Annotated in this window: 19 protein-coding genes; 11 read left to right on the forward strand and 8 right to left on the reverse strand. The window is 60.8% G+C overall.

Features of this window, described 5'->3' with window-relative positions; genetic code table 11:
* Positions 1-22: 22 nt before the first annotated feature.
* Both HNO86_RS12390 and HNO86_RS12395 read right to left on the reverse strand, forming a co-directional pair.
* On the reverse strand, positions 23-1,645 hold the full coding sequence (locus HNO86_RS12390; protein WP_175377241.1) for an MFS transporter: 1,623 nt from the start codon (positions 1,643-1,645) through the stop codon (positions 23-25).
* 230 nt (positions 1,646-1,875) lie between these two features.
* Positions 1,876-3,522 carry a GMC family oxidoreductase gene (locus HNO86_RS12395; RefSeq protein ID WP_175377242.1) on the reverse strand — a complete coding sequence of 549 codons (1,647 nt, stop codon included), beginning with the start codon at positions 3,520-3,522 and terminating at the stop codon, positions 1,876-1,878.
* A gap of 143 nt (positions 3,523-3,665) precedes the next feature.
* Between HNO86_RS12395 and HNO86_RS12400 the strand changes: the two genes are divergently transcribed.
* Complete coding sequence (locus HNO86_RS12400; RefSeq protein ID WP_175377243.1) at positions 3,666-4,562, forward strand: LysR family transcriptional regulator; 897 nt, start codon at positions 3,666-3,668, stop codon at positions 4,560-4,562.
* A gap of 56 nt (positions 4,563-4,618) precedes the next feature.
* Here HNO86_RS12400 and HNO86_RS12405 read toward each other — a convergent pair whose 3' ends face one another.
* The gene (locus tag HNO86_RS12405) at positions 4,619-5,719 is read right to left on the reverse strand and encodes a DNA alkylation repair protein (RefSeq protein WP_175377244.1); all 1,101 of its coding nucleotides are present in this window, start codon (positions 5,717-5,719) and stop codon (positions 4,619-4,621) included.
* Between the two features lie 147 nt (positions 5,720-5,866).
* Positions 5,867-7,675, reverse strand: a complete 1,809-nt coding sequence (locus HNO86_RS12410) for a monovalent cation:proton antiporter-2 (CPA2) family protein (RefSeq protein WP_175377245.1) — start codon at positions 7,673-7,675, stop codon at positions 5,867-5,869.
* 232 nt (positions 7,676-7,907) lie between these two features.
* Here HNO86_RS12410 and HNO86_RS12415 point away from each other — a divergent pair, with 232 nt between their 5' ends.
* The 4 genes from HNO86_RS12415 to HNO86_RS12430 all read left to right on the forward strand — a co-directional run bounded on the left by HNO86_RS12415 (position 7,908) and on the right by HNO86_RS12430 (position 12,765).
* Positions 7,908-8,759: a response regulator transcription factor gene (locus HNO86_RS12415; RefSeq protein ID WP_175377246.1), complete on the forward strand. Its 852-nt coding sequence runs from the start codon at positions 7,908-7,910 to the stop codon at positions 8,757-8,759.
* Positions 8,760-8,799: 40 nt separating this feature from the next.
* Positions 8,800-10,182, forward strand: coding sequence for an aspartate aminotransferase family protein (locus tag HNO86_RS12420; protein WP_175377247.1), 1,383 nt, complete (start codon positions 8,800-8,802; stop codon positions 10,180-10,182).
* 166 nt (positions 10,183-10,348) lie between these two features.
* On the forward strand, positions 10,349-11,740 hold the full coding sequence (locus HNO86_RS12425) for an APC family permease (protein ID WP_175377341.1): 1,392 nt from the start codon (positions 10,349-10,351) through the stop codon (positions 11,738-11,740).
* A 110-nt stretch (positions 11,741-11,850) separates the two neighbouring features.
* Complete coding sequence (locus HNO86_RS12430) at positions 11,851-12,765, forward strand: LysR family transcriptional regulator (protein ID WP_175377248.1); 915 nt, start codon at positions 11,851-11,853, stop codon at positions 12,763-12,765.
* On the opposite strand, the gene HNO86_RS12435 is transcribed toward HNO86_RS12430, so the two are convergent.
* Together HNO86_RS12435 and HNO86_RS12440 are read right to left on the reverse strand one after the other, a co-directional pair.
* Positions 12,755-13,531 (reverse strand): substrate-binding domain-containing protein, encoded by a 777-nt coding sequence (locus HNO86_RS12435; protein WP_175377342.1) that lies wholly within the window; start codon positions 13,529-13,531, stop codon positions 12,755-12,757. The genes HNO86_RS12430 and HNO86_RS12435 overlap by 11 nt on opposite strands.
* A gap of 26 nt (positions 13,532-13,557) precedes the next feature.
* Positions 13,558-14,850: an MFS transporter gene (locus HNO86_RS12440; protein ID WP_175377249.1), complete on the reverse strand. Its 1,293-nt coding sequence runs from the start codon at positions 14,848-14,850 to the stop codon at positions 13,558-13,560.
* Between the two features lie 291 nt (positions 14,851-15,141).
* Between HNO86_RS12440 and HNO86_RS12445 the strand changes: the two genes are divergently transcribed.
* The 3 genes from HNO86_RS12445 to HNO86_RS12455 all read left to right on the forward strand — a co-directional run bounded on the left by HNO86_RS12445 (position 15,142) and on the right by HNO86_RS12455 (position 16,835).
* The gene (locus HNO86_RS12445; protein ID WP_175377250.1) at positions 15,142-15,864 is read left to right on the forward strand and encodes a hypothetical protein; all 723 of its coding nucleotides are present in this window, start codon (positions 15,142-15,144) and stop codon (positions 15,862-15,864) included.
* 9 nt (positions 15,865-15,873) lie between these two features.
* Positions 15,874-16,425, forward strand: a complete 552-nt coding sequence (locus HNO86_RS12450; protein ID WP_175377251.1) for a hypothetical protein — start codon at positions 15,874-15,876, stop codon at positions 16,423-16,425.
* Between the two features lie 71 nt (positions 16,426-16,496).
* Positions 16,497-16,835, forward strand: coding sequence for an FKBP-type peptidyl-prolyl cis-trans isomerase (locus HNO86_RS12455; RefSeq protein ID WP_175377252.1), 339 nt, complete (start codon positions 16,497-16,499; stop codon positions 16,833-16,835).
* Between the two features lie 97 nt (positions 16,836-16,932).
* On the opposite strand, the gene HNO86_RS12460 is transcribed toward HNO86_RS12455, so the two are convergent.
* A complete protein-coding gene (locus HNO86_RS12460) occupies positions 16,933-17,676 on the reverse strand; it encodes an SDR family NAD(P)-dependent oxidoreductase (protein ID WP_175377253.1) in 744 nt (247 codons plus the stop codon).
* A 240-nt stretch (positions 17,677-17,916) separates the two neighbouring features.
* Here HNO86_RS12460 and HNO86_RS12465 point away from each other — a divergent pair, with 240 nt between their 5' ends.
* The 3 genes from HNO86_RS12465 to HNO86_RS12475 all read left to right on the forward strand — a co-directional run bounded on the left by HNO86_RS12465 (position 17,917) and on the right by HNO86_RS12475 (position 20,502).
* A complete protein-coding gene (locus HNO86_RS12465; RefSeq protein WP_175377254.1) occupies positions 17,917-18,384 on the forward strand; it encodes an MEKHLA domain-containing protein in 468 nt (155 codons plus the stop codon).
* 79 nt (positions 18,385-18,463) lie between these two features.
* Positions 18,464-19,684: a putative DNA modification/repair radical SAM protein gene (locus tag HNO86_RS12470; RefSeq protein WP_175377255.1), complete on the forward strand. Its 1,221-nt coding sequence runs from the start codon at positions 18,464-18,466 to the stop codon at positions 19,682-19,684.
* A complete protein-coding gene (locus tag HNO86_RS12475; RefSeq protein WP_175377256.1) occupies positions 19,681-20,502 on the forward strand; it encodes a TIGR03915 family putative DNA repair protein in 822 nt (273 codons plus the stop codon). The genes HNO86_RS12470 and HNO86_RS12475 overlap by 4 nt, the downstream gene beginning before the upstream one ends.
* Positions 20,503-20,569: 67 nt before the next feature.
* Here HNO86_RS12475 and HNO86_RS12480 read toward each other — a convergent pair whose 3' ends face one another.
* Positions 20,570-21,589, reverse strand: a complete 1,020-nt coding sequence (locus HNO86_RS12480; protein WP_175377257.1) for a branched-chain amino acid aminotransferase — start codon at positions 21,587-21,589, stop codon at positions 20,570-20,572.
* Between the last annotated feature and the right edge of the window lie 92 nt (positions 21,590-21,681).

The following is a 21,681-nucleotide window of genomic DNA, read 5'->3' on the forward strand; positions in this document are numbered from 1 at the left end:
ACCCACCCGTTGGCGGTTACTCTCAGTTCTTGTTCAAATCCACATTCCGTGTTTCACGCAGACACAACATCCCCACCACCAGGCTCACCCCGGTAATCAGCACCGGGTACCACAGCCCGTAGAAAATATCCCCGGTGTAGACCACCAGCGCGAACGACACGGTTGGCAGGAAGCCGCCGAACCAGCCGTTGCCGATGTGGTAGGGCAGGGACATGGAGGTGTAGCGGATGCGGGTCGGGAACAGTTCGACCATCAGTGCCGCCAGCGGGCCGTAGCACATCGCGGAGATGACGATCAGCGCGACGATCAGGGCCACGATCATGGTTTTGTTGATCTGTTGCATGTCGGCTTGCTGCGGATAACCGGCCAGAGTCACGGCGCCGCGCAGGGCGGCTTCGTCGAAACCGTCGATTTTCGCGTCGCCCACGCTCACCTGCACGGTGCTGCCGGCGGGGGCAGCGATGCTTTCGTACGGCAGGCCCTGCTTGACCAGGAAGGTCTTGACCTTGTCGCAAGGGCTGTCGAATTTGGCCTTGCCCACCGGGTCGAACTGGAAGGTGCAGGTGGCAGGATCGGCCGTCACGGTGATCGGCGCCTGGCGGCTGGCCAGGTCGATTGCCGGGTTGGCGTAGTGGGCCAGGGATTTGAAGATCGGGAAGTACAGCGCGGTGGCCAGCAACAGGCCGATCATCAGCACCGGTTTGCGCCCGACCTTGTCCGACAGCCAGCCGAAGAAAATGAAGAACGGTGCGCCAATGGTGACGCTGATGATCAGCAGGCCGTTGGCTACGGCGGGGTCCATTTTCAGGAATTGGGTGAGGAAAAACAGTACATAGAACTGTGCCGCGTAGAAGGTCACGGCCTGCCCGGCGTTGATGCTGAACAGGGCGATCAGCACCACCTTGAGGTTTTCCCATTTGCCGAAGGATTCACGGATCGGCGACTTGCAGAGCTTGCCTTCCTCTTTCATTTTGGTGAAGGCCGGTGACTCGTGCAGGCTCAGGCGAATCCAGGTCGAGATGCCCAGCAGGACGATCGAGAACAGGAACGGGATGCGCCAGCCCCAGACTTCGAACTGATCGCCGGTGAAGTAACGGCAACCGAGTACCACCAGCAGCGACAACAGCAGGCCGAGGGTGGCGGTGGACTGAATCCAGCTGGTGTGGAAGCCGCGTTTGCCGATGGGAGCGTGTTCGGCTACGTAAGTCGCCGCGCCGCCATATTCGCCGCCCAGGGCCAGGCCTTGGAGCATGCGCAGCACCACGAGGATGATCGGCGCGGCGATGCCGATGCTGGCGTAAGTCGGCAGCAGGCCGACGCAGAACGTCGCCAGGCCCATGAGGACGATGGTGGCGAGGAAGGTGTATTTACGTCCGATCATGTCCCCCAACCGACCGAAAACCAATGCGCCGAATGGTCTGACCACGAAGCCGGCTGCGAAGGCCATCAGGGCGAAGATGAAGGCGGTGGTGTCGTTGACCCCGGCGAAGAACTGCTTGCTGATCACCGCCGCGAGGGCGCCGTAGAGGAAGAAGTCATACCACTCGAACACCGTGCCGAGCGACGAGGCGAAGATGACTTTCTGGGTTTCCTGGCTGGTGCCCGCGCTGCGCACGGCTTCCAGGGGCTGAACGTGTTCTGACATATCGGTATCCCTCACAGTGATTGTTTTTGTTGTTCCACTGTCGGCGCCTGCCTTGTGGGCTGGGCCGCTACTGTCCATGCATCGGGTGTAACCGTTTCTACATCTTCACTGTAGGAGCCGAACTCGCTCGCGATGGACCCGAGAACACCGCGGGGGTATCAGTTTTCCAGCGGGATCGTTGACGACCATCGCGAGCAAGCTCGGCTCCTACAGTGGTGGGGCGTCCGTCTTTACGGATGTGCAGCCAGTTCCAATTCCGGGGCAATGCTCCTTGTGTCGGGGTTGAGGATCAGTTGTGCGGCCTTTTCGGCGATCATCAGCGTCGGCGAGCAGGTGTTGCCCGAGGTGATGTTTGGCATGATCGATGCGTCGGCGATGCGCAGGCCGGGGATGCCGTGGACGCGCAACTGGGCATCGACCACCGCATCGGCATCGTTGCCCATCCGGCAGGTGCCCACAGGATGGAAAATCGTCGTGCCGATGCGCGCGGCGGCTTCGTGCAGTTGCTCTTCGCTTTGCAGGCTGTCGCCGGGTAGGTATTCCACGGGCTTGAAGGCCTTCAGGGCCGGGGCGGCGACGATGCGTCGGGTCAGGCGGATGGCGTCGGCGGCGACTCGCAAGTCCTCCGGATGGCTCAGGTAATTGGGTTGAATCAGCGGCGCCTGCTGCGGATCGACAGAGCGGATTTCCACCTTGCCACGGCTTTTGGGTCGCAAGTCGCAGACCGAGGCGGTGAACGCCGGGAAGTTGTGCAACGGCTCGCCAAACCGTTCAAGGGACAGCGGTTGCACGTGATATTCGAGGTTGGCCGAGGTCTGCTCCGGCCCCGAGCGGGCAAAGGCCCCGAGCTGGCTCGGCGCCATGGACAGCGGGCCGCTGCGGTCATACAGATAGCGCAGGCCCATGCCCATCTTGCCCCACACACTGCCGGCGATCTGGTTGAGGGTGCGGGCGTTTTCCAGCTTGTAGATCAGTCGCAGTTGCAGGTGATCCTGCAGATTGCCGCCGACGCCGGGCAATTCATGCATGACGCCGATGCCCAGGCGTTGCAGCAGCGGGCGAGGGCCGATACCCGAACGTTGCAGGATGCTCGGTGAGCCGACGGAACCGGCACACAGAATGATTTCCTGGCGCGCCTTGAAGCTCTGGACCTGACCTTGCCAGCGCACGCTCACCGCCGAGGCGCGGGTGTTTTCCAGCAGCACGCGATCGACCTCGACTCCGGTCAATACGGTCAGGTTGGCACGATCGCGAATCGGTTTGAGAAAGGCCTTGGCCGCGTTCCAGCGGATGCCGGCCTTCTGGTTGACCTGGAAGTAGCCACAACCTTCGTTGTCGCCCTGGTTGAAGTCATCGATGCTGGCGATGCCGCTTTGCTCGGCGGCGCTGCGAAAGGCATCGAGAATCGGCCACGACAGACGTTGGCGCTCCACCCGCCAGTCGCCGCTGGCGCCGTGGAACTCGGAGTCGCCGGCAAAATGGTTTTCGCTTTTCTTGAACAGCGGCAGTACGTCCTGCCAGCGCCAGCCGGGGTTGCCCTCGGCGGCCCAGCGATCGTAGTCGCCGGCCTGGCCACGCATGTAGATCATGCCGTTGATGGAGGAGCAGCCACCGAGCACCTTGCCGCGCGGGTAGCTCAGGGTGCGGCCTTGCAGGCCCGGTTGTGCTTCGGTCTTGAAGCACCAATCGGTGCGCGGGTTGCCGATGCAGAACAGGTAACCGACGGGGATGTGAATCCACGCATAGTTATCGCGGCCACCGGCTTCGAGCAGCAGCACCCGGTGTTGCGGGTTGGCCGACAGTCGATTGGCCAGCAGGCAACCGGCCGGTCCGGCCCCGACCACGATGTAGTCGTAGGTATCCTGGGTAGCTTGCATCCCTGACCTCGCATTGTTTTTCTTGTTGCCTCCATCCTAGTTGTTAGCTTTCGTTTAAAAAATGTTAGTTTTTACGCAGCCACTGTGCGTTTTTAAACAGCGCGTTCAACACCGCGCTCACAGCCAAGCACCAAGGATGATTCATGTTCGACTGGAATGACCTGCGGTTTTTTCTCGAACTCCAGCGCAGTGGGCGTCTGCTCACCGCTGCCCGCCGTCTGAACACCACCCACGCGACGGTTGCGCGGCACATCGAGGCCATCGAAAAGAGCCTCGGCACGGCATTGTTCGTGCAGCATGCCCAGGGCTATGAAATGACGCCGGCGGGGGAAGCGCTGCTCAAACATGCCGAGGCCATGGAGAACGTGGCGCTGCTGGCTCAGGAGGAAATCACCCAGTCGACGGCGCCGCTGGGCAAGATTCGTGTCGGGGTCACCGAAGGATTGGGCATCATGTTCCTGTCCAGTCGCATGAACGGGCTGTTCGAGCGTTATCCGGGGCTGGAGGTGGAGCTGGTGGCAGTGCCGCGATTCGTCAGCATCCTCAACCGCGAGGCGGAAATCAGCATTCACCTGGAACGCCCCGACGCCGACATGCTGGTCACGCGCAAGCTCACCGACTACCGGTTGGCGCTCTATGCCAGCCAGGCGTATCTGGACAAGGCGCCGCCGTTGCGCAGTCGCGAGGATCTGGGGCGGCATGCCTGGATCGGCTACGTCGACGATCTGCTGTTCAGCCAGGAACTGATGTTCCTCAACAGTTTCTGTCGCAACCCGCAGGTGGTCTTCCACAGCACCAGCGTCATCGCCCAGCAACAGGCGGCCCGCGCGGGGCTGGGTATCGCGGTATTGCCGTGCTACATGGCCAGCGCCGACCCCGGGTTGGTGCCGTTGTTTGCCGAGGAAAGCATTTTGCGCAGTTACTGGATCAGCACCCGTCGGGACCTGCACAAATCCGTGCGATTGCGGGTTATGTGGGATTACGTCGTGGAGTTGTGCGAACGCGAGCAGGACTTGTTGCTTGGCACACAACCCCTGTAGGAGCTGCCTGCGGCAGCTCCTACAGTGAATTGTGTTTCAAATGACGGGTCGATAGTTCACGGAAGGATATCGAACGCCGTGCTGGCCAGCCGTTCGCCGTTGACCATGATGTGCACCGCATGCCTTCCCGCATAGTGCCGTCGGGTGGTGAGTTCCTTGATGTGCTGGCCCCGGGCGATGGCTTCGGTGGCGTGGCCGGGCAGGGTCAGGGCCTTGAGCTTGAAGACTTTAGCCGAGGTGCTGCCGTTGGCTTTGACGTAGTCGATGGCGTAGTCGATCACCAGGCGCTGGCTGTCCTTGACCCTGGATCTGACGGCGAAGGACAGGGTGATTTTCTCTCCCAGGCCGATCACCGGCGGGTTGACCTGCACGTCGACGATGTCCACTTCAGGCTTGCCGCCGGCACCGATGATCGCCAGGGCCCGCGGGTTGCCCTGTTTGATCAGGCTGCGCAGGGCATGTTTGGCGATCCACGCGGTGTGTTTGTTGTCCAGCGACCAGCCTTCGATCAGGTCCAGGACCCACTCGGGATGGTCCTTGGTGATGTCGTTGAGGTGATTGGCCACGGACTTGCGCACATAGAGGCTGGGATCGGCCTTGAGGTTGTCGAGGATGCCCATGGCCAAGCGCGGGTCGGCCTGAATCCGTTCCAGGCGGAACGACCACGGCAGGCGCGGGCGGCAACCCTCGCTGGCCAGGCGTCGGACGTGCTCGTTGTCGTCCAGCGACCAGTCATGCATATGTTCAAGCGTGCGTTCCAGATCGCTGCGCAAGAACGGGCGGATCGCAAATTCCGAGGAACCGAAGGCGGTGAAATACTTGAGCGTGTCCATGGACAGTTCGAAGCGGTCGGCGCCATAGGTCGCCACGTAGTGGGGCAGGCACATGCTGACAAAGGCGCTGTTGAGCCGCGGTGCGAGGGCACGCAAGAGCGGTAGCGAGGCTTCGAAGTCCAGCGGCAGCACGGCATGCAGGGATTCGCTGACCCGGGCCAGGCGCTGCATGATCGAGAGTTCGGCCAGGTCCTTGGTGGCCAGCTTCAGGAAGGTCTTGGCGTCGAAGGCCGGATAGACCGCGCTCATCTCGGTGGCGATGTGCCGGAGGCGTTCGGTGTTGAAGATTTCCTTGAGGGCGGGGGCGGGTTGGTCAGCTGACATTTCAGGGCCTTGGTAATTGGGGTTAATCCGTTACACCGCGTTATCGTTCTTCGCGGGCGAGCCTCGCTCCTACAGGATTGTGTGGACACCCACATCTCTGCAGGCGCGAGGCTTGCCCGCGAAGAGGCCGGTACATTCAACGCAAATTCAATGCTTCTTCGCCTGCTCTTCCAACTCATCCGACTCAAACAACCGCGCCAGTTCCGCCCGCGCTTCCTGGGCGGTCTGCATGACCTTCGCCGCATCGTCATAAACCGCATGCTGGGCCTCGAGCACCTGTTCATCGTGATGCCTGAAGCGCTTGATCCGCGCATCGGCCTGGTCCTGGGTCAAACCAAGGCCGATCAACGTCTGCCGGCTCATCTCCAGACTCGAATGGAAGGTCTCACGAATCGCATGAGCGCCCACGTCCATCAAACGATGCACGTGCTGACGGTTACGAGCGCGGGCGATGATCTTCATGTGCGGGTAGAGCTTGCGCACCAGTTCGGCGGTCTTGATGTTGGCGTCCGGGTCATCGGTGGCGATCACGAAGTACTCGGCCTGTTCGACCTTGGCCGCGCTGAGGATCTCCGGGCGCATCGGGTCGCCGTAGAACACCGGGACACCGCCGAAACTGCGGGACAGCTCGATGGTTTCCACCGAGGTGTCGAGGGCGACGAACTTGATGTTCTGGGCCCGCAGGATCCGCGCCACGATCTGGCCCATGCGGCCCATGCCGGCGATCACCACCCGCGGCTCGTCGGTGTCGATTTCGCGGAATTTCTCCGGCACCACCACCGGCTGCACTTTCGGGCTGACCAGCCGTGCGCAGAGCAGGATCAACAACGGCGTCATGGCCATCGACAGGGTGATGGCCAGCACCAGCAGGTCGTACAGGCGCGGATCGAACAGCGAGGCGTCACGGCCGATCTTGAACACCACGAACGCAAATTCACCACCAGCCGCCAGCACGATGCCCAAGCGGATGGCGCTGACCTTGTTCAGGCCACCGGCCAGTCGGCCGAGCACGAACAATAGGGGAAATTTGACCACGATCAGCAGCACGGTCAGGCCCAGCACCACGATAGGCTCGCGCAGCAGCAGGCTGAGGTTGGCGCCCATGCCGACGCTCATGAAGAACAGCCCCAGCAACAGGCCCTTGAACGGTTCGATCTGCGCTTCCAGTTCATGGCGATATTCGGAATCCGCCAGCAGCAGGCCGGCGAGGAAGGCGCCCAGGGCCATGGAAATCCCGGCAATACCCATCAGCCACGCGGTACCGATCACCACCAGCAGTGCGGTGGCGGTAGACACTTCAGGCAGATTGCTCTTGGCGACGATGCGGAACACCGGGCGCAGCAGGTAGCGCCCGCCGACCACCACGATGGCGATACTGCCCAATACTTCCAGGCCGTGGTTCAGATCCTGCGCGGCCGTGGTGTTGTGATCCACGCCTGCCAGCAGCGGCACCATGGCGATCAATGGGATGGCGGCGATGTCCTGGAACAACAGGATCGCGAAGGCCAGGCGCCCGTGGGGGCTGGTCAGTTCCTTGCGCTCGGCCAGGCTTTGCAGGCCGAAAGCCGTGGAGGACAGCGCCAGGCCCAGGCCCAGCACGATCGCGCTGTTGAGCGGTTGCCCGAACACGAACAGCGCCAGCACACCCAGCACCCCGCCCGTGAGCAGCACCTGCGCCAGGCCGACGCCAAACACCGATCTGCGCATCACCCACAGCCGTCGCGGCGACAGCTCGAGACCGATGATGAACAGCAGCAACACCACGCCCAATTCCGAAATATGGGCGACGCTTTCCGGGTTGCCAATCAGGCCCAGCACCGAAGGGCCAATGATCACCCCCGCGAACAGATAGCCCAGCACTGCGCCCAGTTGCAGGCGTTTGGCGAGGGGGACGGTGAGGACTGCCGCGAGCAGAAACACGACAGCGGCTTGTAGCAGATAGCCTTCTTGGGGCATTGGGGAAACTCCATCAACTCGGTACGGCGGCCGACAAGGATAAAGGCTGGGGTTCGCGCAGATCTACCGTTGAATCTAGCTGGCTTGAGGCTGCGATGTGATGAACGCGGATTCCCCCTATAGGGTGATACCGGATTCTTTTGACGCGTGGGAGAATTCTCGCCACTAACGAAGCACGTTTCATGGCTTCCGAAACAACCTTCAGGGCTTGTCCCGACTTGGGTGGCATGCAATGGAAAGTCAGCGACTTACATCAGTGCAGTGGTACCAGCAGATGGCGAAAGCCACTGAAGTCGTGGGTCGCCCGGACTTTTTCAGTGTGCTGGTCAATGCATTGGGTACGCTGGCGCCCATCCACGCGGCCACGCTATATCTCTACCCGCACGATGGCCTGCCCACGGCCCTGTTCGAGCGCGACGATGAAGGGCATTTGCGGCCTGACGGAAGCGTCAAGCAGTACCTGTCGGGCTTCTATCTGCTGGACCCGTTCTATGGGATCTCCGTCGAAAACGTCGTCTCGGGCTGTTATCACCTGCCGGATATCGCCCCCGACCATTTCGAGCGCAGCGAATACTATCTGGCGTTCTATCAGCACGGCCGCATCGGCGACGAACTCAACTACATCCTGCAGATTTCTCCCGGTTTCACCATCGCGGTGTCATTGATCAGTGGGGAAAAGTTCAGCGAAGAGTCCTTGCAGCAGTTCAAGCTCATCAGCCCCTGGATACTTGCGCTACTGGACAAACACTGGGAAGGCGTCGGCGGCGAAGCACTCAGTGGCATGTTCGAGAACATCTTCGCCCGCAAGATACATGCGGCACTCAACAGTTTTGGTTGTTCAGTCCTGTCTCAGCGCGAATGCAGGATTACTCAACTGATATTGAAGGGGCACTCTACCAAGTCGTTGGCTGACCGCCTTGCAATCTCCGAAGATACGGTGAAGTCTCATCGAAAGAACGCCTACAACAAGTTGAATATCAACTCGCAGTCAGAATTGTTTGCATTGTTTATACATTCGATATCCCAAGCTCGAGATGTGTATTTCAAGGATCCACTGGAAAACTACAAAGGCCTGGATAATTAACCGGGCACTTTAATCACCCAAAAATAAAAAGGTAAATCATATGAATGTTCCATTCAGGCTCAGTCGTGCCACCGAAGATTATCAGGCGTCCGATGCTGCGCATCACATTCATGCCTTTCTGGATCAAAAGGCATTGAATGCCGAAGGTCCGCGCGTGATTGTCCGAGGTGAAGGTCTTTATCTCTGGGACAACGATGGCCGTCGTTATCTGGACGGTATGTCGGGCCTGTGGTGCACCCAGCTGGGTTATGGCCGCAGGGACCTGACCGCCGCGGCCAGCGCGCAAATGGATCAGTTGGCTTACTACAACATGTTCTTCCACACCACTCACCCGGCGGTGATCGAGTTGTCCGAGTTGCTGTTCAGTCTGCTACCCAAGCACTACAGCCACGTGATCTATACCAACTCCGGCTCCGAAGCCAACGAAGTACTGATCCGCACCGTGCGCCGTTTCTGGCAGATTGAAGGCAAGCCACAGAAGAAGATCATGATCGGCCGCTGGAACGGTTATCACGGCTCGACGCTTGCAGCCACGGCACTGGGCGGCATGAAGTTCATGCACGAAATGGGCGGCATGATTCCGGACATCGCGCACATCGATGAACCGTACTGGTACGCACAGGGCGGCGATCTCACTCCTGCCGAATTCGGGCACAAGTGCGCGCAGCAACTGGAAGAGAAAATCCTCGAACTGGGCGCTGAAAACGTCGCCGGCTTTATCGCCGAACCGTTCCAGGGCGCCGGCGGCATGATCTTCCCGCCTGAGAGCTACTGGCCGGAAATCCAGCGCATCTGCCGCAAGTACGATGTTCTGCTGTGTGCCGATGAAGTGATCGGCGGCTTCGGGCGCACCGGCGAATGGTTCGCTCACCAACACTTCGGATTCGAGCCGGACACCCTGTCGATCGCCAAGGGCCTGACCAGCGGCTACATCCCGATGGGTGGCCTGGTGCTGTCCAAGCGGATCGCCGAAGCGCTGGTGGAAGAGGGTGGCGTGTTCGCCCACGGCCTGACGTATTCCGGTCACCCGGTCGCCGCCGCCGTGGCCGTGGCCAACCTCAAGGCCTTGCGCGATGAAGGCATCGTCACCCGGGTCAAGAGCGACACCGGCCCGTACCTGCAAAGTTGCCTGCGTGAAGTGTTCGGCAACCACCCGCTGATTGGCGAGATTCAGGGCGCCGGTCTCGTGGCTGCCTTGCAGTTCGCCGAAGACAAGGCCACGCGCAAGCGTTTCGACAACGAGAACGACATCGCCTGGCAATGCCGCACCTTCGGTTTCGAGGAAGGCGTGATCATTCGTTCGACACTGGGCCGGATGATCATGGCGCCGGCACTGGTCGCCGGGCGTGCGGAGATCGATGAGTTGGTAGAGAAAACCCGCAAGGCAGTCGATCGCACTGCGCAGCAGATCGGTCGCCTGTAAGGAGACAAGGATAGACAGCGCCAACTCATTGTTGGCGCCTGTCTCGGTCAGACGCTGATAGTCCAGGTTGCGGCAGTTCGACGAGCTGACAGGAAGAACTTTCTTCCTCGTATTGCCTTGGGCGCAGATCAACAATCCTAAACTCCCCATGATTCAGGAGTTCTTAATGAATACAAAAATAAGAGCGTCAAACTCCTCGGCTTCAATCGATTCAGTTGAAGGTGACCATAGCGGTAATACGGCAACTTTCAGAAAGTCCCTCGGTATCCCTTCACTCGTTCTTTTCGGCCTGGCCTACATGGTGCCGCTCGCCGTATTTACAACTTACGGACTGGTCACGCAAATGACCAAGGGCAACATGCCCACGGCTTATCTGTTCACCCTGGCTGCCATGTTGTTGACCGCCTACAGTTACGGTCGAATGGTTCAGGCGCATCCTTATTCGGGCTCGGTCTACACCTACACCCGGAAAACCTTTGGCGCCTACTTCGGTTTCATGGCCGGCTGGACGCTGTTGCTGGACTACATCTTCCTGCCATTGCTCAGCTATCTGCTGATCGGCATCTACATGGCGGAATATTTCCCGGCCATTCCCGCCTATGTCTGGGTGTTGGGTTCCATCCTGCTGGTGACCTTCCTCAATCTTGTCGGTATCGAGTCGGTCAACCGGGTGAACCTGGTGCTGGTCGTGGCGCAACTGGCGTTTATCGTGGTGTTCGTCACGCTGTCGATCCAGCGCTTCAGTGCGCAGGCCAGCGATGTGTCCTTGATGCTGCCGTTCCACAACTCCGAATTCAGCCTGCCGATCGTGTTCTCCGGTGCAGCGGTGCTGTGTCTTTCCTTCCTGGGGTTCGACGCGGTGTCGACCATGGCCGAGGAAGCGCGCAACCCCCGGTATCGCATTCCCACGGCAATCATGGCCGTGACCCTGATAGGCGGTGTGCTGTTCGTGATCGTGGCTTACTTCGCACAACTGGTGTTCCCTGAGTGGAAAACCTTCGTCGACGCCGATTCCGCATCGGTGGACGTCATGCGTCGTGTGGGCGGGGAGATGCTGGTAACGGCGTTCACGGCCACCTATGTCGCGGGCTGCTTCGCTTCGGCGATGGTGTCTCAGGCGAGCGTTTCCCGGGTGTTGTTCGCGATGGGCCGGGATGGCGCGTTGCCTCGCGTGTTCGGGGTCCTGATGACGAAGAAACGGGTGCCGGTGACGGCGGTCCTGGTGGTCAGTCTGCTGTCCATGATCGCCCTGGTGATTACCCTGGATACCGTTGCGAACATGATCAGTTTCGGCGCGCTCTTTGCCTTCTCGGCGGTCAATCTGGCAGTGATCAAGCACTATCTGGTCGACGAGCGCAAAACCGGGCTCAAGAACTTCGTACTGTATGGATTGATTCCTGCCTTGGGGTTCCTCTCGACCGTCTGGCTGTGGACCAGCCTGTCGCACATGTCCTTCGTGATCGGACTGTGCTGGATGGCGCTTGGGCTCGTGGTATTGCTGAGCGTCACGCAAATGTTCCGTGTCAAATTGCCGGAACTGCAAATGGCTGAAAAATAAGCGGTTTCACCGAGGGGCGAGATTCGCCCCTCGGTGTGACGTTGTTCTTTGCATCAATCAGTTACATTTATAGAATAGACAGATCAATCCTGTCTGTTTCCGAGCACCTCATGGCCATCAACTTCGACCTCAACGACCTGCAAGCCTTTCGCGCGGTGGTCGAACAGGGGAGTTTTCGCAAGGCCGCCGACACCGTTCGCATCTCCCAGCCGGCCCTGAGCCGACGTATCGAAAAGCTCGAGGACGCCCTCGGCGTGCGGCTGTTCGAGCGCACCACGCGCAAGGTCAGCCTGACCCAGGCCGGTCGCGGTTTCATGCCCCGGGTCGAGCGCCTGCTGGATGATCTGGACATCGCCTTGCTGGGCATCAGTGAAGTCGCCTCGAACCGTCTCGGCCATGTCACTGTCGCCTGCGTGCCCTCGGCGGCGTACTACTTCATGCCCCGGGTGATCGCGCGCTATCACCAGCAATTTCCCAAGATCAAGGTCAAGGTGCTCGACTCCAGCGCCCACGAAGTGCTGAGCGCGGTGGTCAATGGCGAGGCGGATTTCGGCCTGAGCTTCATGGGCACTCTGGAGGCCGAGGTGGATTTCGAGCCGCTGGTGCAGGAAAGCTACGTGGTCGCCTGCCGCCGTGATCACCCTCTGGCCGGGCGCAGCAGCGTGACCTGGGACGAGTTTTATCAGCAGGATTACATCTCGCTGGACAAGACCTCAGGCAACCGCTTCTTGCTGGATCAGGCGCTGACGCGGGTGGTGCCGCAGCGGCCAAGCATCTGCGAGACCCTGCATGTGACGACCATGATCGGTCTGGTGGAGGCGGGATTGGGGGTGGCGGCGGTGCCGCTGATGGCGATGCCGGCAGCGGATCACCCGATTCTGACGCGGGTGCCGCTCACCGATCCGCAGGTGATACGCAGCGTCGGCCTGATCAAGCGCCGGGGTCGAACCCTGACCCCGGCTGCACTGGAACTGGAACGGCTGGTGGTGGAAATGAAAGTCCTGCCGCCCTCGGTCAGCGACTGACCGAATCCAGGCCGGTGGCCTTCACATCCGGTTGCGCGGCGCAGGAGGCCAGGTAATCCAGCAGCGCCCTGGCTTCGGCCGGGTGCTGCGCGCCCACCGGGATCCCGGCGGCAAAGCGCGTCACGGACTGCACCGACTCCGGAATCTTCGCCACGAAACTCACCCCCGGCACTGGCAGCAGTTCGCTGACCTGCTGGAAGCCCAGTTGATAATCGCCGGTGGCGACCACCGAGCCCACGGGGATCTTGGGCACCATGGTCGATTTGCCCTTCAGCTGGTCTTCGATGCCCAGGCGCTTGAACAGCTGCTGTTCGATGTAGACACCGCTGGCGCTGTCGGAATAGGCCACGGATCTGGCGTCGAGCAGGGTCTTTTTCAGGCCGTCCACCGAGCTGATGTCCGGCTTGGGCGCGCCTTCACGCACCACCAGGCCGATCCGCGAGTCCGCCAGTTCGACCCGTGACGCCGGGTCGACCTTGCCTTGCTTGATCAGGTCGTCCAGGGCGTAACCGACCATGATCACCACATCGGCTTTCTCGCCACGGGCCAGGCGATTGGGGATCGCTTCCGGGGCCTTGCCCATCGACGGACCCAGTGCGGTGTCGAGTGTATTGCCGGTGGACGCGGCGAATTTCGGGCCGAGGATTTTATAGGCCGCAGTGAAACCGCCGGAGGTCATCACGCGGATCTCTTCGGCCTGGGCGACGGTGCTCGCGCCCAGGCTGACCAGCAGCGCCAGGGCCGCGACATTGAACAGTTTTTTCATGGACAGGGTCTCGATCAAGGCGGGTTTCACGACAGCACCGGTTGCAGACGGCCGCCGGCACGGCGATACAGGTACAGCGTCGCGCACAGGGCGCAGAGCGCTGCCACACTCATCCAGTAGCCGGGCGCCGCTTTGTCGCCGGTGTACTGGATCAGGAAGGTCGACATCGCCGGGGTGAAACCGCCAAACAGCGCCGTGGCCAGGCTATAAGCCAGGGAGAAACCCGCGACCCGCACCTCGACCGGCATGATTTCCGTCAGCGCCGGGATCATCGCGCCGTTGTACAGGCCATAAATGAACGACAGCCACAGCAGCACCAGCAGCATGTTGATGAAGCTTGGTGCCTGCACCAGGTACGACAGCGCCGGATAGGTCGTCGCCAGTGCCAGCAGGGCCATGGCGATCAGCACCGGACGACGGCCGATGCGGTCCGACAATGCCCCGCCAATCGGCAGCCAGAAGAAGTTCGACACACCCACCAGCAAAGTCACCAGCAGCGCATCGGAGGTGCTCAGGTGCAGCACAGTTTTGCCGAAGGTCGGCGCGTACACGGTGATCAGGTAGAAGGCGGTGGTGGTCAGGGCGACCATCAGCATGCCGGCGAACACGGTGACCCAGTTTTGCGCCAAGGTGCGGAACACTTCGCGCATGCTCGGGCGGTGTTTACGGGTGGCGAACTCTTCGGTTTCTTCCAGGTTGCGGCGCAGCAGGAAGATGAACGGCACGATCATGCAGCCGACGAAAAACGGAATCCGCCAGCCCCAGTCGGCGATGGCCGCGGGCGCCATCCACTGGTTGAGGGCATAACCCAGGGCGGCGGCGACAATGATCGCCACTTGCTGGCTGCCGGACTGCCAGCTGGTGAAAAAGCCCTTGCGGCCGGGCGTGGCGATCTCCGAGAGATACACCGAGACGCCGCCCAGTTCGGCACCGGCCGAGAAGCCTTGCAGCAGCCGGCCGACCAGCACCAGCGCCGGGGCGAACAGGCCGATGGTTTCGTAACCGGGCACCAGCACAATCAATATCGTGCCGCTGGCCATGATCGACAGGGTGACGATCAGGCCCTTGCGCCGGCCGACGTCATCGATGTAGGCACCGAGCACCACCGCGCCCAAAGGACGCATCAAAAAGCCCGCGCCGAATACGGCGAAGGTCATCATCAGGGAAGCGAATTCGCTGCTGGCAGGAAAGAACACCGACGCGATCTGCGTGGCGTAGAAGCCGAAAAGAAAGAAATCGAACTGTTCGAGGAAGTTGCCCGAGGTGACCCGGAAGATTGCGCTGGCCCGGGAGCGTCCGCGCGGAATTGTGGCTGTCATCGATAAGTACTCCACCGCTTTTATGACGTACGCCGACAGGTTGTGGCGCACGGATCTTATTGGGGCGGATAGTGGCGCAGGGGGATCGATATGTTAATTGCATAGTTGGCATGCATTGATGCGTGAAACGGATCAATGGGTGTGGCCGCTCTGGCGCCTTCGCGGGCAAGCCTCGCTCCTACGCAGACCGCGTTCAACCCATAGGAGGCCGTCGCGATCTTGCAGCCAGGGCTAGACTTGAGTGGCAGGCTATCCGCAACTTAATCGTCCGCCCGGCAGGAGGTCATCAGCATGACTACCGGTTCTGCCAGCCCTGCGCCCGCATCGGAGAACTCCCAACTCTCCGCCCACTTCGGCGGGCCGGCCTTGTTGTTCGGTGCGTACTTGTTTTTCTATTCGTGGCTGCATCTGTTCTATTACTTCAAGACCTTCGGCATACCGCTGGTTTCGCTGGATATCTCACTGTATTTCTATCTCGCCTTCGCCTGGACCGTGGCGAAGCAGTTCGGTGTCCAGGCCCTGGCGGGGCTGGGCATCGGCGCAATCCTTTATGTGGCACTCAATGGCGGGTGGTCTTGCGACAACCGGCATTTTCCCTACTTCCTGCACAGAGCCCTGTTCGCGATTTTCCTGATCATCGGCCTGTGGTGTACGTCGGTTGTGGCCGAACATTACGGCACGCTCCAGGCGCAACAAGTGCGGGACGGTGGAGTGCTGCGCCCGATCCGCTTGCACTTCGATGAAAAGCACATCAATGACTTTCCGCCTGAACTGATGGCGGCGACAACCAGCAAGGACGGTGGTGTGAAAGAGGCGGTACTGCTGATCGAAACGAAGGAGATCTATTACGTGCTGGTGCAGAAGGTGCTGATGAAAACCGATAAACAGGAGCAGCGTTACGACTCCTTCGGTACGGTGTATCAAGTGCCGAAGAAGCAGGTGACCTACGCTCAAATCGATGTGCCCAACATGTCGCGCAAGAGCGACACGTGGTCTTTGGAGCAATTCAAATAAGGGTCCGCAGTGGATCGGACCGATGGCAGGTGCGCTATGACCAGATCCCTGATTGCTTTGGCACTCTTGACGGGTGTCGGCGCAGCGCAAGGCGAACAGATTTTGATGATGCCCGGTGGCGAACAGTACCTGGGCAATCAGACGGTGGATCAGTCGGGGATTTTCGTCGATTGCGACAAACGCCCGCATCGTTCGGCCGATGGAAAGATCCAGCCGACCAGCCTGCGGTGCAAGGATGACACCAAGATCCATGCGTCCGCGCAGCCGCTCATTACCCAATCACCGCTGGAAGTGGTGAGCGTGAATCCTGAGCAAAAGAAGATCGAAGTCATGGAAGGCAGCACGATCAAGATCCTCGACCTGAAGCAGTTTCCGGATTTTCACTGGTTTGAATTCAACAAGGGCGACCAGATCGGCATCGTGACTGAAAAGAAAAGCAGCACGGCGACCTGGATCCTGCCGGAAGCGATCTTCGACAAGGACTTCGCTGTCGATGCCCGGAAAAAAGAGCAGGACAAGAAAATCCTGGAGCAGCTGACTCACCCCGACAAAGGTGCCTGAGGTGTTGCCAGGCGGATGATTTTCTGGGAAAACCACGCCCCTCGAATACTCCCGGTAGACAGACCATCGTCATGAAAGAAGAACTGCAAATCATCGATCTCCAGCAAGGCGACGGCAAGGCCGCCGTCAAGGGCGCGCTGATCACCACCCATTACCGTGGCTGGCTGGAAGACGGCACCGAATTCGACTCATCCTACAGTCGGGGCAAACCGTTCCAGTGCGTGATCGGCACGGGGCGTGTAATCAAAGGATGGGATCAGGGGCTCATGGGCATGCAAGTGGGTGGCAAGCGCAAGCTGCTGGTGCCGGCGCATCTGGGCTATGGCGAACGCAGCATGGGCAAGATCACGCCGAACTCGAACCTGATTTTCGAGATTGAATTGCTGGAAGTTCTGACGCGGGATGATTGACGCAGCAACTCTGTAGGAGCTGCCGCAGGCTGCGAACTTTTGACTTTGTTTTTCAAGACCAAAAGATCGCAGCCTGCGGCAGCTCCTACAGGTGATTTCAGCGCAGGGTATACCCGCTATCCACCACCCAATCCTGGCCGATCACGTTGCGCGCGCCATTGCCAAGCTGGAACAGGATCACATCGGCCACGGCCCCCGGCTCCAGAAACTGACCGTCGAGCAACCGCTGGTTGACCGTGCTGGCCACGGCGTTCAGCTCTTCGTTCTTCAATCCCAGGGTCGACCAGATGGGCGTCGCGGTCGGGCCCGGGGACACGGTGTTGATGCGAATGCCGTGAGGCGCCAGTTCCACCGCCAGCGTACGCGCGTGGTGGATCAGCGCGGCCTTGGAGGCGATGTAGGCGGCCAGGCCCGGGAAGGTCACCTGTGCCAGGAAGGTGCCGATGAACACCACCGAGGCCGATGCCGCCAGATGCCCGCGCAGGCAGGCCAGGGTGTTCAGCGCGCCGGCACCGTTGACCGCCCATTGCCGGTCGAAGGCCGCCAGGTCCAGGCCGTCGGCCAGTTGCGCGATACCGGCGTTCGGTACCAGGAAGCTTACGGGGCCCATGTTCGAGGCCTGTTTTGCCAGGCGTTCCAGGTCGGCCGGTTGGGTCACATCACCCGCAACCCACGAAAGCTGGGTCCTGAAGCGTTCAGCCAATTCCCCCAATCCACCGATCTGACGCGACATCGCCAGCACACGCGCCCCCTGGCCCAACAGGCGTTCGGTGACAGCCAGGCCGATCCCGGAACTGGCGCCGGTGACCACCGCCAGACGATCTTGAAAAGCGTTGTTCATACAGAGGTTTCCTTTTGGTCAGTAAACTTTTGCAGCTCACATTCCAAAAAGCGGGCCAAGGTGAGAGGCCTTCAAGTACGGGCGTTCCAGGTTGATTGTGGTTATTTTGACCTGGATCAAAATTGGTCATTAAGACTTGCACGTAGTCAGAACGACTCCTACAGAGACGGTGTAAGGCTGTATTTTTTCGGCGCGCTTGAGTAGGGTCGCTGCCCATGAAAGTCATCGGAACAGTCCCCAATGTCGAACTTCAAGGAAATGGTCCAGCAATTGGACGCCGCCTATCGCCACTGGACAGGCACCGGCCTGCCAACACCTGCCTTTGCGAACGAAGACGAGCGTCTTGAGTGGTTGCACGCGCGTGCGCCTTACGCCTTGCTGGCCCATGGCACGCAAGCCGATCCGGTTTTCTACTATGCCAATGAGCAGGCGCTGGCCAGCTTCAAGTACCCGCGCGAGCAATTCATCGGCATGCCCTCGCGCTTCAGTGCATCGCCGCTGGACCGCGCCCTGCGCCAGACGCTGCTCGAACAGGTCACGGCCAATGGTATCGCCCATGGCTACAGCGGCTATCGGGTCGACAGGCAAGGGCATGCGTTCATGATTCACGAAGGCAAGGTCTGGACGTTGCTCGATCACAATGGCGAGCACCAGGGCCAGGCGGCGCTGTTCTGGCCGGACGCCGAGCGGGTCGGGCAGTTGGAGTAATCCGACCGGGGGCCAATGCCCGGGTTGTTTCGTGGCGGCAGACGCATTACTGTATATGCAAACAGTACAGGCCCGCCCCATGGAACTCATCGACAAGCTCAGCATTCTCGCCGACGCCGCCAAGTACGACGCGTCCTGCGCCAGCAGCGGGGCGCCCAAGCGCAGTTCCGAGGGCAAGCGGGGGCTGGGTTCTACCGACGGCATGGGCATCTGCCACAGCTATACGCCGGACGGGCGCTGCGTTTCGCTACTCAAGGTCCTGCTGACCAATTTCTGCCTCTACGACTGCCAGTACTGCGTCAACCGCCGTTCCAGCGATGTCCCCCGCGCGCGTTTTACCCCGGAAGAGGTGGTAACGCTGACCCTGGACTTCTACCGGCGCAATTGCGTCAGCGGGCTGTTCCTCAGTTCCGGGATCATCCGCAGCGCCGACTACACCATGGAGCAACTGGTCCGCGTCGCCCGCTTGTTGCGCGAGGAGCATGAGTTTCGTGGCTACATCCACCTCAAGACCATTCCCGAGGCCGATCCGGCGCTGATCGAGGAGGCTGGGCGCTACGCCGACCGCCTGAGCGTCAATATCGAGTTGCCCACCGATGCCAGCCTGCAGACCCTGGCCCCGGAAAAACAGCTGGGCTCGATCAGGCAGGCGATGCGGACCATCTACACCGGCGAGCAAACCGTGCTCAACGAACCCCGGACGCCCCGGTTCGCGCCGGCCGGGCAAAGCACGCAGATGATCGTCGGGGCCGACGACACCGACGACAGCACCATCCTCCACGGTGCGCAGGCGCTGTACGGCAACTTCAAACTGCGCCGGGTCTATTATTCGGCGTTCAGCCCGATTCCCCATAGCCCCAAGAGCGTGCCGCTCGCCGCGCCGCCGTTGATGCGTGAGCATCGGCTGTATCAGGCTGATTTTCTGCTGCGCAGTTACGGCTACTCCGCCGGCGAACTGCTCAAGGGACCGGGGAACCTGGCGTTGGACATCGACCCGAAACTGGCGTGGGCACTGGCCAATCGCGAGGTGTTTCCGCTGGATCTCAATCGCGCCGAGGCGTCCCTGATCGCGCGAATCCCCGGCATCGGCCTGCGCACCACCGAACGCCTGGTGGCGTTGCGCCGGGAGCGGCGGATTCGTTACGAAGACCTGGCCCGGATGCGTTGCGTGCTGGCCAAGGCCAAACCCTTCGTCATTACCAGCGATTACCACCCGCAGCAGGCCGAGGTCACCAGTCAGCTGCTTTACCAGCAACTGCGCGACCGGCCTCAGCCGCAACAGATGGGGTTGTGGGGATGATTCACCTCGATTGCGACGACCTGTTCGACAACTGGCGCCAGCAGGCGCGCTGGCTGCTCAGTCACGAGGTCGACCCCAGTCGGGTCAGTTGGGCCAGTGACAGTGTGGCGGATCTGTTTGCCAGTGATGACGCACCGCCAGCAACCCAGGGGCCGTTCCAGGCTCGGGTTCCACGGGCCCTGCTCGATACCCTCGAACACGCCGCTCAATACCGGGGCGATCAGCGCTGGAGCCTGTTGTACGAAGTGCTTTGGCGGGTCAGTCATGGCGACCGTACCGCGATGCTGGCCGGTGACCGGCTTGGCAGTGAATTAACCAGGAGAATCAAGCAGGTACAGCGCGAAGCTCATCATTTACATGCGTTCGTGCGCTTTGTGGCGGTGGCACAGAGTGAGGGGCCTGAATACGTGGCCTGGCACGAACCGGCCCACGACATCCTGCGCAGTGCCAGCGAGCACTTCATCGGCCGCATGGGCCGCCATCGCTGGCTGATCGCGACACCCCGCGACGGGGTTTACTACGACGGCCAGCAACTGATTTACCAACGACAGTGCTCGCCTGAGTGGCAGCAACTGGCGAAAAACGCCGACGATCCCCACGGCGCCATGTGGCTGACCTACTACAGCCACACGTTCAACCCGGCGCGTTTGAACCCGAAAGTCATGCAGGGACATTTGCCGGCACGGTTCTGGAAGAACCTGCCTGAAGGCGCATTGATCCCCGAACTGATCACCCAGGCGCGCACCGGCAAACAGCAGGACGGCCAGGCCAGCGGCATCAAGGGCAGGGCGGGCAAGCGCATTGCCGAGCGCCGCTGATCGCGCCCAATAAAAAGCCCCCCAGTGCCGAGGCAATGGGGGGCTTCTGTTAGCCGCTGGTGTCAGGTCAAACCTTGACGATCCAGCCCGCTGGCGCTTCGACGTCGCCGGTTTGCACGCCGGTCAGCTCTTTGTAGAGCTTCTGGGTGATCGGGCCGACTTCGGTTTCGCTGTGGAACACGTGCAGGTGGTCTTTGTAGCTGATGCCGCCGATCGGGGTGATCACCGCGGCAGTACCGCAGGCACCGGCTTCCTTGAAGTCCGAGAGCTTGTCGATCAGCACGTCGCCTTCGACCACTTCCAGGCCCAGACGGGACTTGGCCAGTTCGATCAGCGACAGGCGGGTGATGCCCGGCAGTACCGATGGCGATTTCGGGGTCACGAACTTGTTGTCGTGGGTGATCCCGAAGAAGTTGGCCGAACCGACTTCCTCGATCTTCGAGTGAGTCATCGGGTCCAGGTAGATGGCGTCGGCGTAGTGCGCCTTCTTCGCCAGGGAGCCGGGCATCAGGCTGGCGGCGTAGTTGCCACCGACCTTGGCGGCACCGGTGCCCTGAGGCGCGGCGCGGTCGAAGTCGGAGATGATGAAGTTGTGCGGGGTCAGGCCGCCCTTGAAGTAGGCGCCGACCGGGATGCAGAAGATCGAGAAGATGAATTCCGGCGCGGTACGCACGCCGATGTTGTCACCCACGCCGATCACGAACGGGCGCAGGTACAGCGCGCCGCCGGTGCCGTAAGGCGGGATGAAACGCTCGTTGGCGCGAACCACGGCTTTACAGGCCTCGACGAACTGGTCGGTGTCGACCTGTGGCATCAGCAGGCGACCGCAGCTGCGCTGCATGCGCATGGCGTTCTGGTCCGGACGGAACAGGTTGATCGAGCCGTCCTTGCAACGATAGGCCTTCAGGCCTTCGAAGCATTGCTGGCCATAGTGAAGGGCAGTGGAGCCTTCGCTGATGTGCAGCACGTTATCGTCGGTCAGGGTGCCTTTGTCCCACTCGCCATTGCGAAAGTACGACAGATAGCGCTTGTCGGTCTTGATGTAGTCAAAACCCAGCTTGTCCCAATTGATGCTTTCGTTACCCATGACACCCTCTATCACTTAACAACCGTCGAAACGGTACAAGGCTTCTGACGTTTTTTGGATGGGGACAACAATACTTCATTCCGGGCCTGTTT

This window comes from Pseudomonas sp. C1C7 (genome assembly GCF_013359595.1).
Taxonomy (GTDB): Bacteria; Pseudomonadota; Gammaproteobacteria; order Pseudomonadales; family Pseudomonadaceae; genus Aquipseudomonas.

Bases quoted from the DNA above. Each gene is read 5' to 3' on its own strand.
- HNO86_RS12390 (WP_175377241.1), bottom strand. From the start codon at position 1,645: ATGTCAGAACACGTTCAGCCCCTGGAAGCCGTGCGCAGCGCGGGCACC.
- HNO86_RS12395 (WP_175377242.1), bottom strand. From the start codon at position 3,522: ATGCAAGCTACCCAGGATACCTACGACTACATCGTGGTCGGGGCCGGA.
- HNO86_RS12400 (WP_175377243.1), top strand. From the start codon at position 3,666: ATGTTCGACTGGAATGACCTGCGGTTTTTTCTCGAACTCCAGCGCAGT.
- HNO86_RS12405 (WP_175377244.1), bottom strand. From the start codon at position 5,719: ATGTCAGCTGACCAACCCGCCCCCGCCCTCAAGGAAATCTTCAACACC.
- HNO86_RS12410 (WP_175377245.1), bottom strand. From the start codon at position 7,675: ATGCCCCAAGAAGGCTATCTGCTACAAGCCGCTGTCGTGTTTCTGCTC.
- HNO86_RS12415 (WP_175377246.1), top strand. From the start codon at position 7,908: ATGGAAAGTCAGCGACTTACATCAGTGCAGTGGTACCAGCAGATGGCG.
- HNO86_RS12420 (WP_175377247.1), top strand. From the start codon at position 8,800: ATGAATGTTCCATTCAGGCTCAGTCGTGCCACCGAAGATTATCAGGCG.
- HNO86_RS12425 (WP_175377341.1), top strand. From the start codon at position 10,349: ATGAATACAAAAATAAGAGCGTCAAACTCCTCGGCTTCAATCGATTCA.
- HNO86_RS12430 (WP_175377248.1), top strand. From the start codon at position 11,851: ATGGCCATCAACTTCGACCTCAACGACCTGCAAGCCTTTCGCGCGGTG.
- HNO86_RS12435 (WP_175377342.1), bottom strand. From the start codon at position 13,531: ATGAAAAAACTGTTCAATGTCGCGGCCCTGGCGCTGCTGGTCAGCCTG.
- HNO86_RS12440 (WP_175377249.1), bottom strand. From the start codon at position 14,850: ATGACAGCCACAATTCCGCGCGGACGCTCCCGGGCCAGCGCAATCTTC.
- HNO86_RS12445 (WP_175377250.1), top strand. From the start codon at position 15,142: ATGACTACCGGTTCTGCCAGCCCTGCGCCCGCATCGGAGAACTCCCAA.
- HNO86_RS12455 (WP_175377252.1), top strand. From the start codon at position 16,497: ATGAAAGAAGAACTGCAAATCATCGATCTCCAGCAAGGCGACGGCAAG.
- HNO86_RS12460 (WP_175377253.1), bottom strand. From the start codon at position 17,676: ATGAACAACGCTTTTCAAGATCGTCTGGCGGTGGTCACCGGCGCCAGT.
- HNO86_RS12465 (WP_175377254.1), top strand. From the start codon at position 17,917: ATGTCGAACTTCAAGGAAATGGTCCAGCAATTGGACGCCGCCTATCGC.
- HNO86_RS12470 (WP_175377255.1), top strand. From the start codon at position 18,464: ATGGAACTCATCGACAAGCTCAGCATTCTCGCCGACGCCGCCAAGTAC.
- HNO86_RS12475 (WP_175377256.1), top strand. From the start codon at position 19,681: ATGATTCACCTCGATTGCGACGACCTGTTCGACAACTGGCGCCAGCAG.
- HNO86_RS12480 (WP_175377257.1), bottom strand. From the start codon at position 21,589: ATGGGTAACGAAAGCATCAATTGGGACAAGCTGGGTTTTGACTACATC.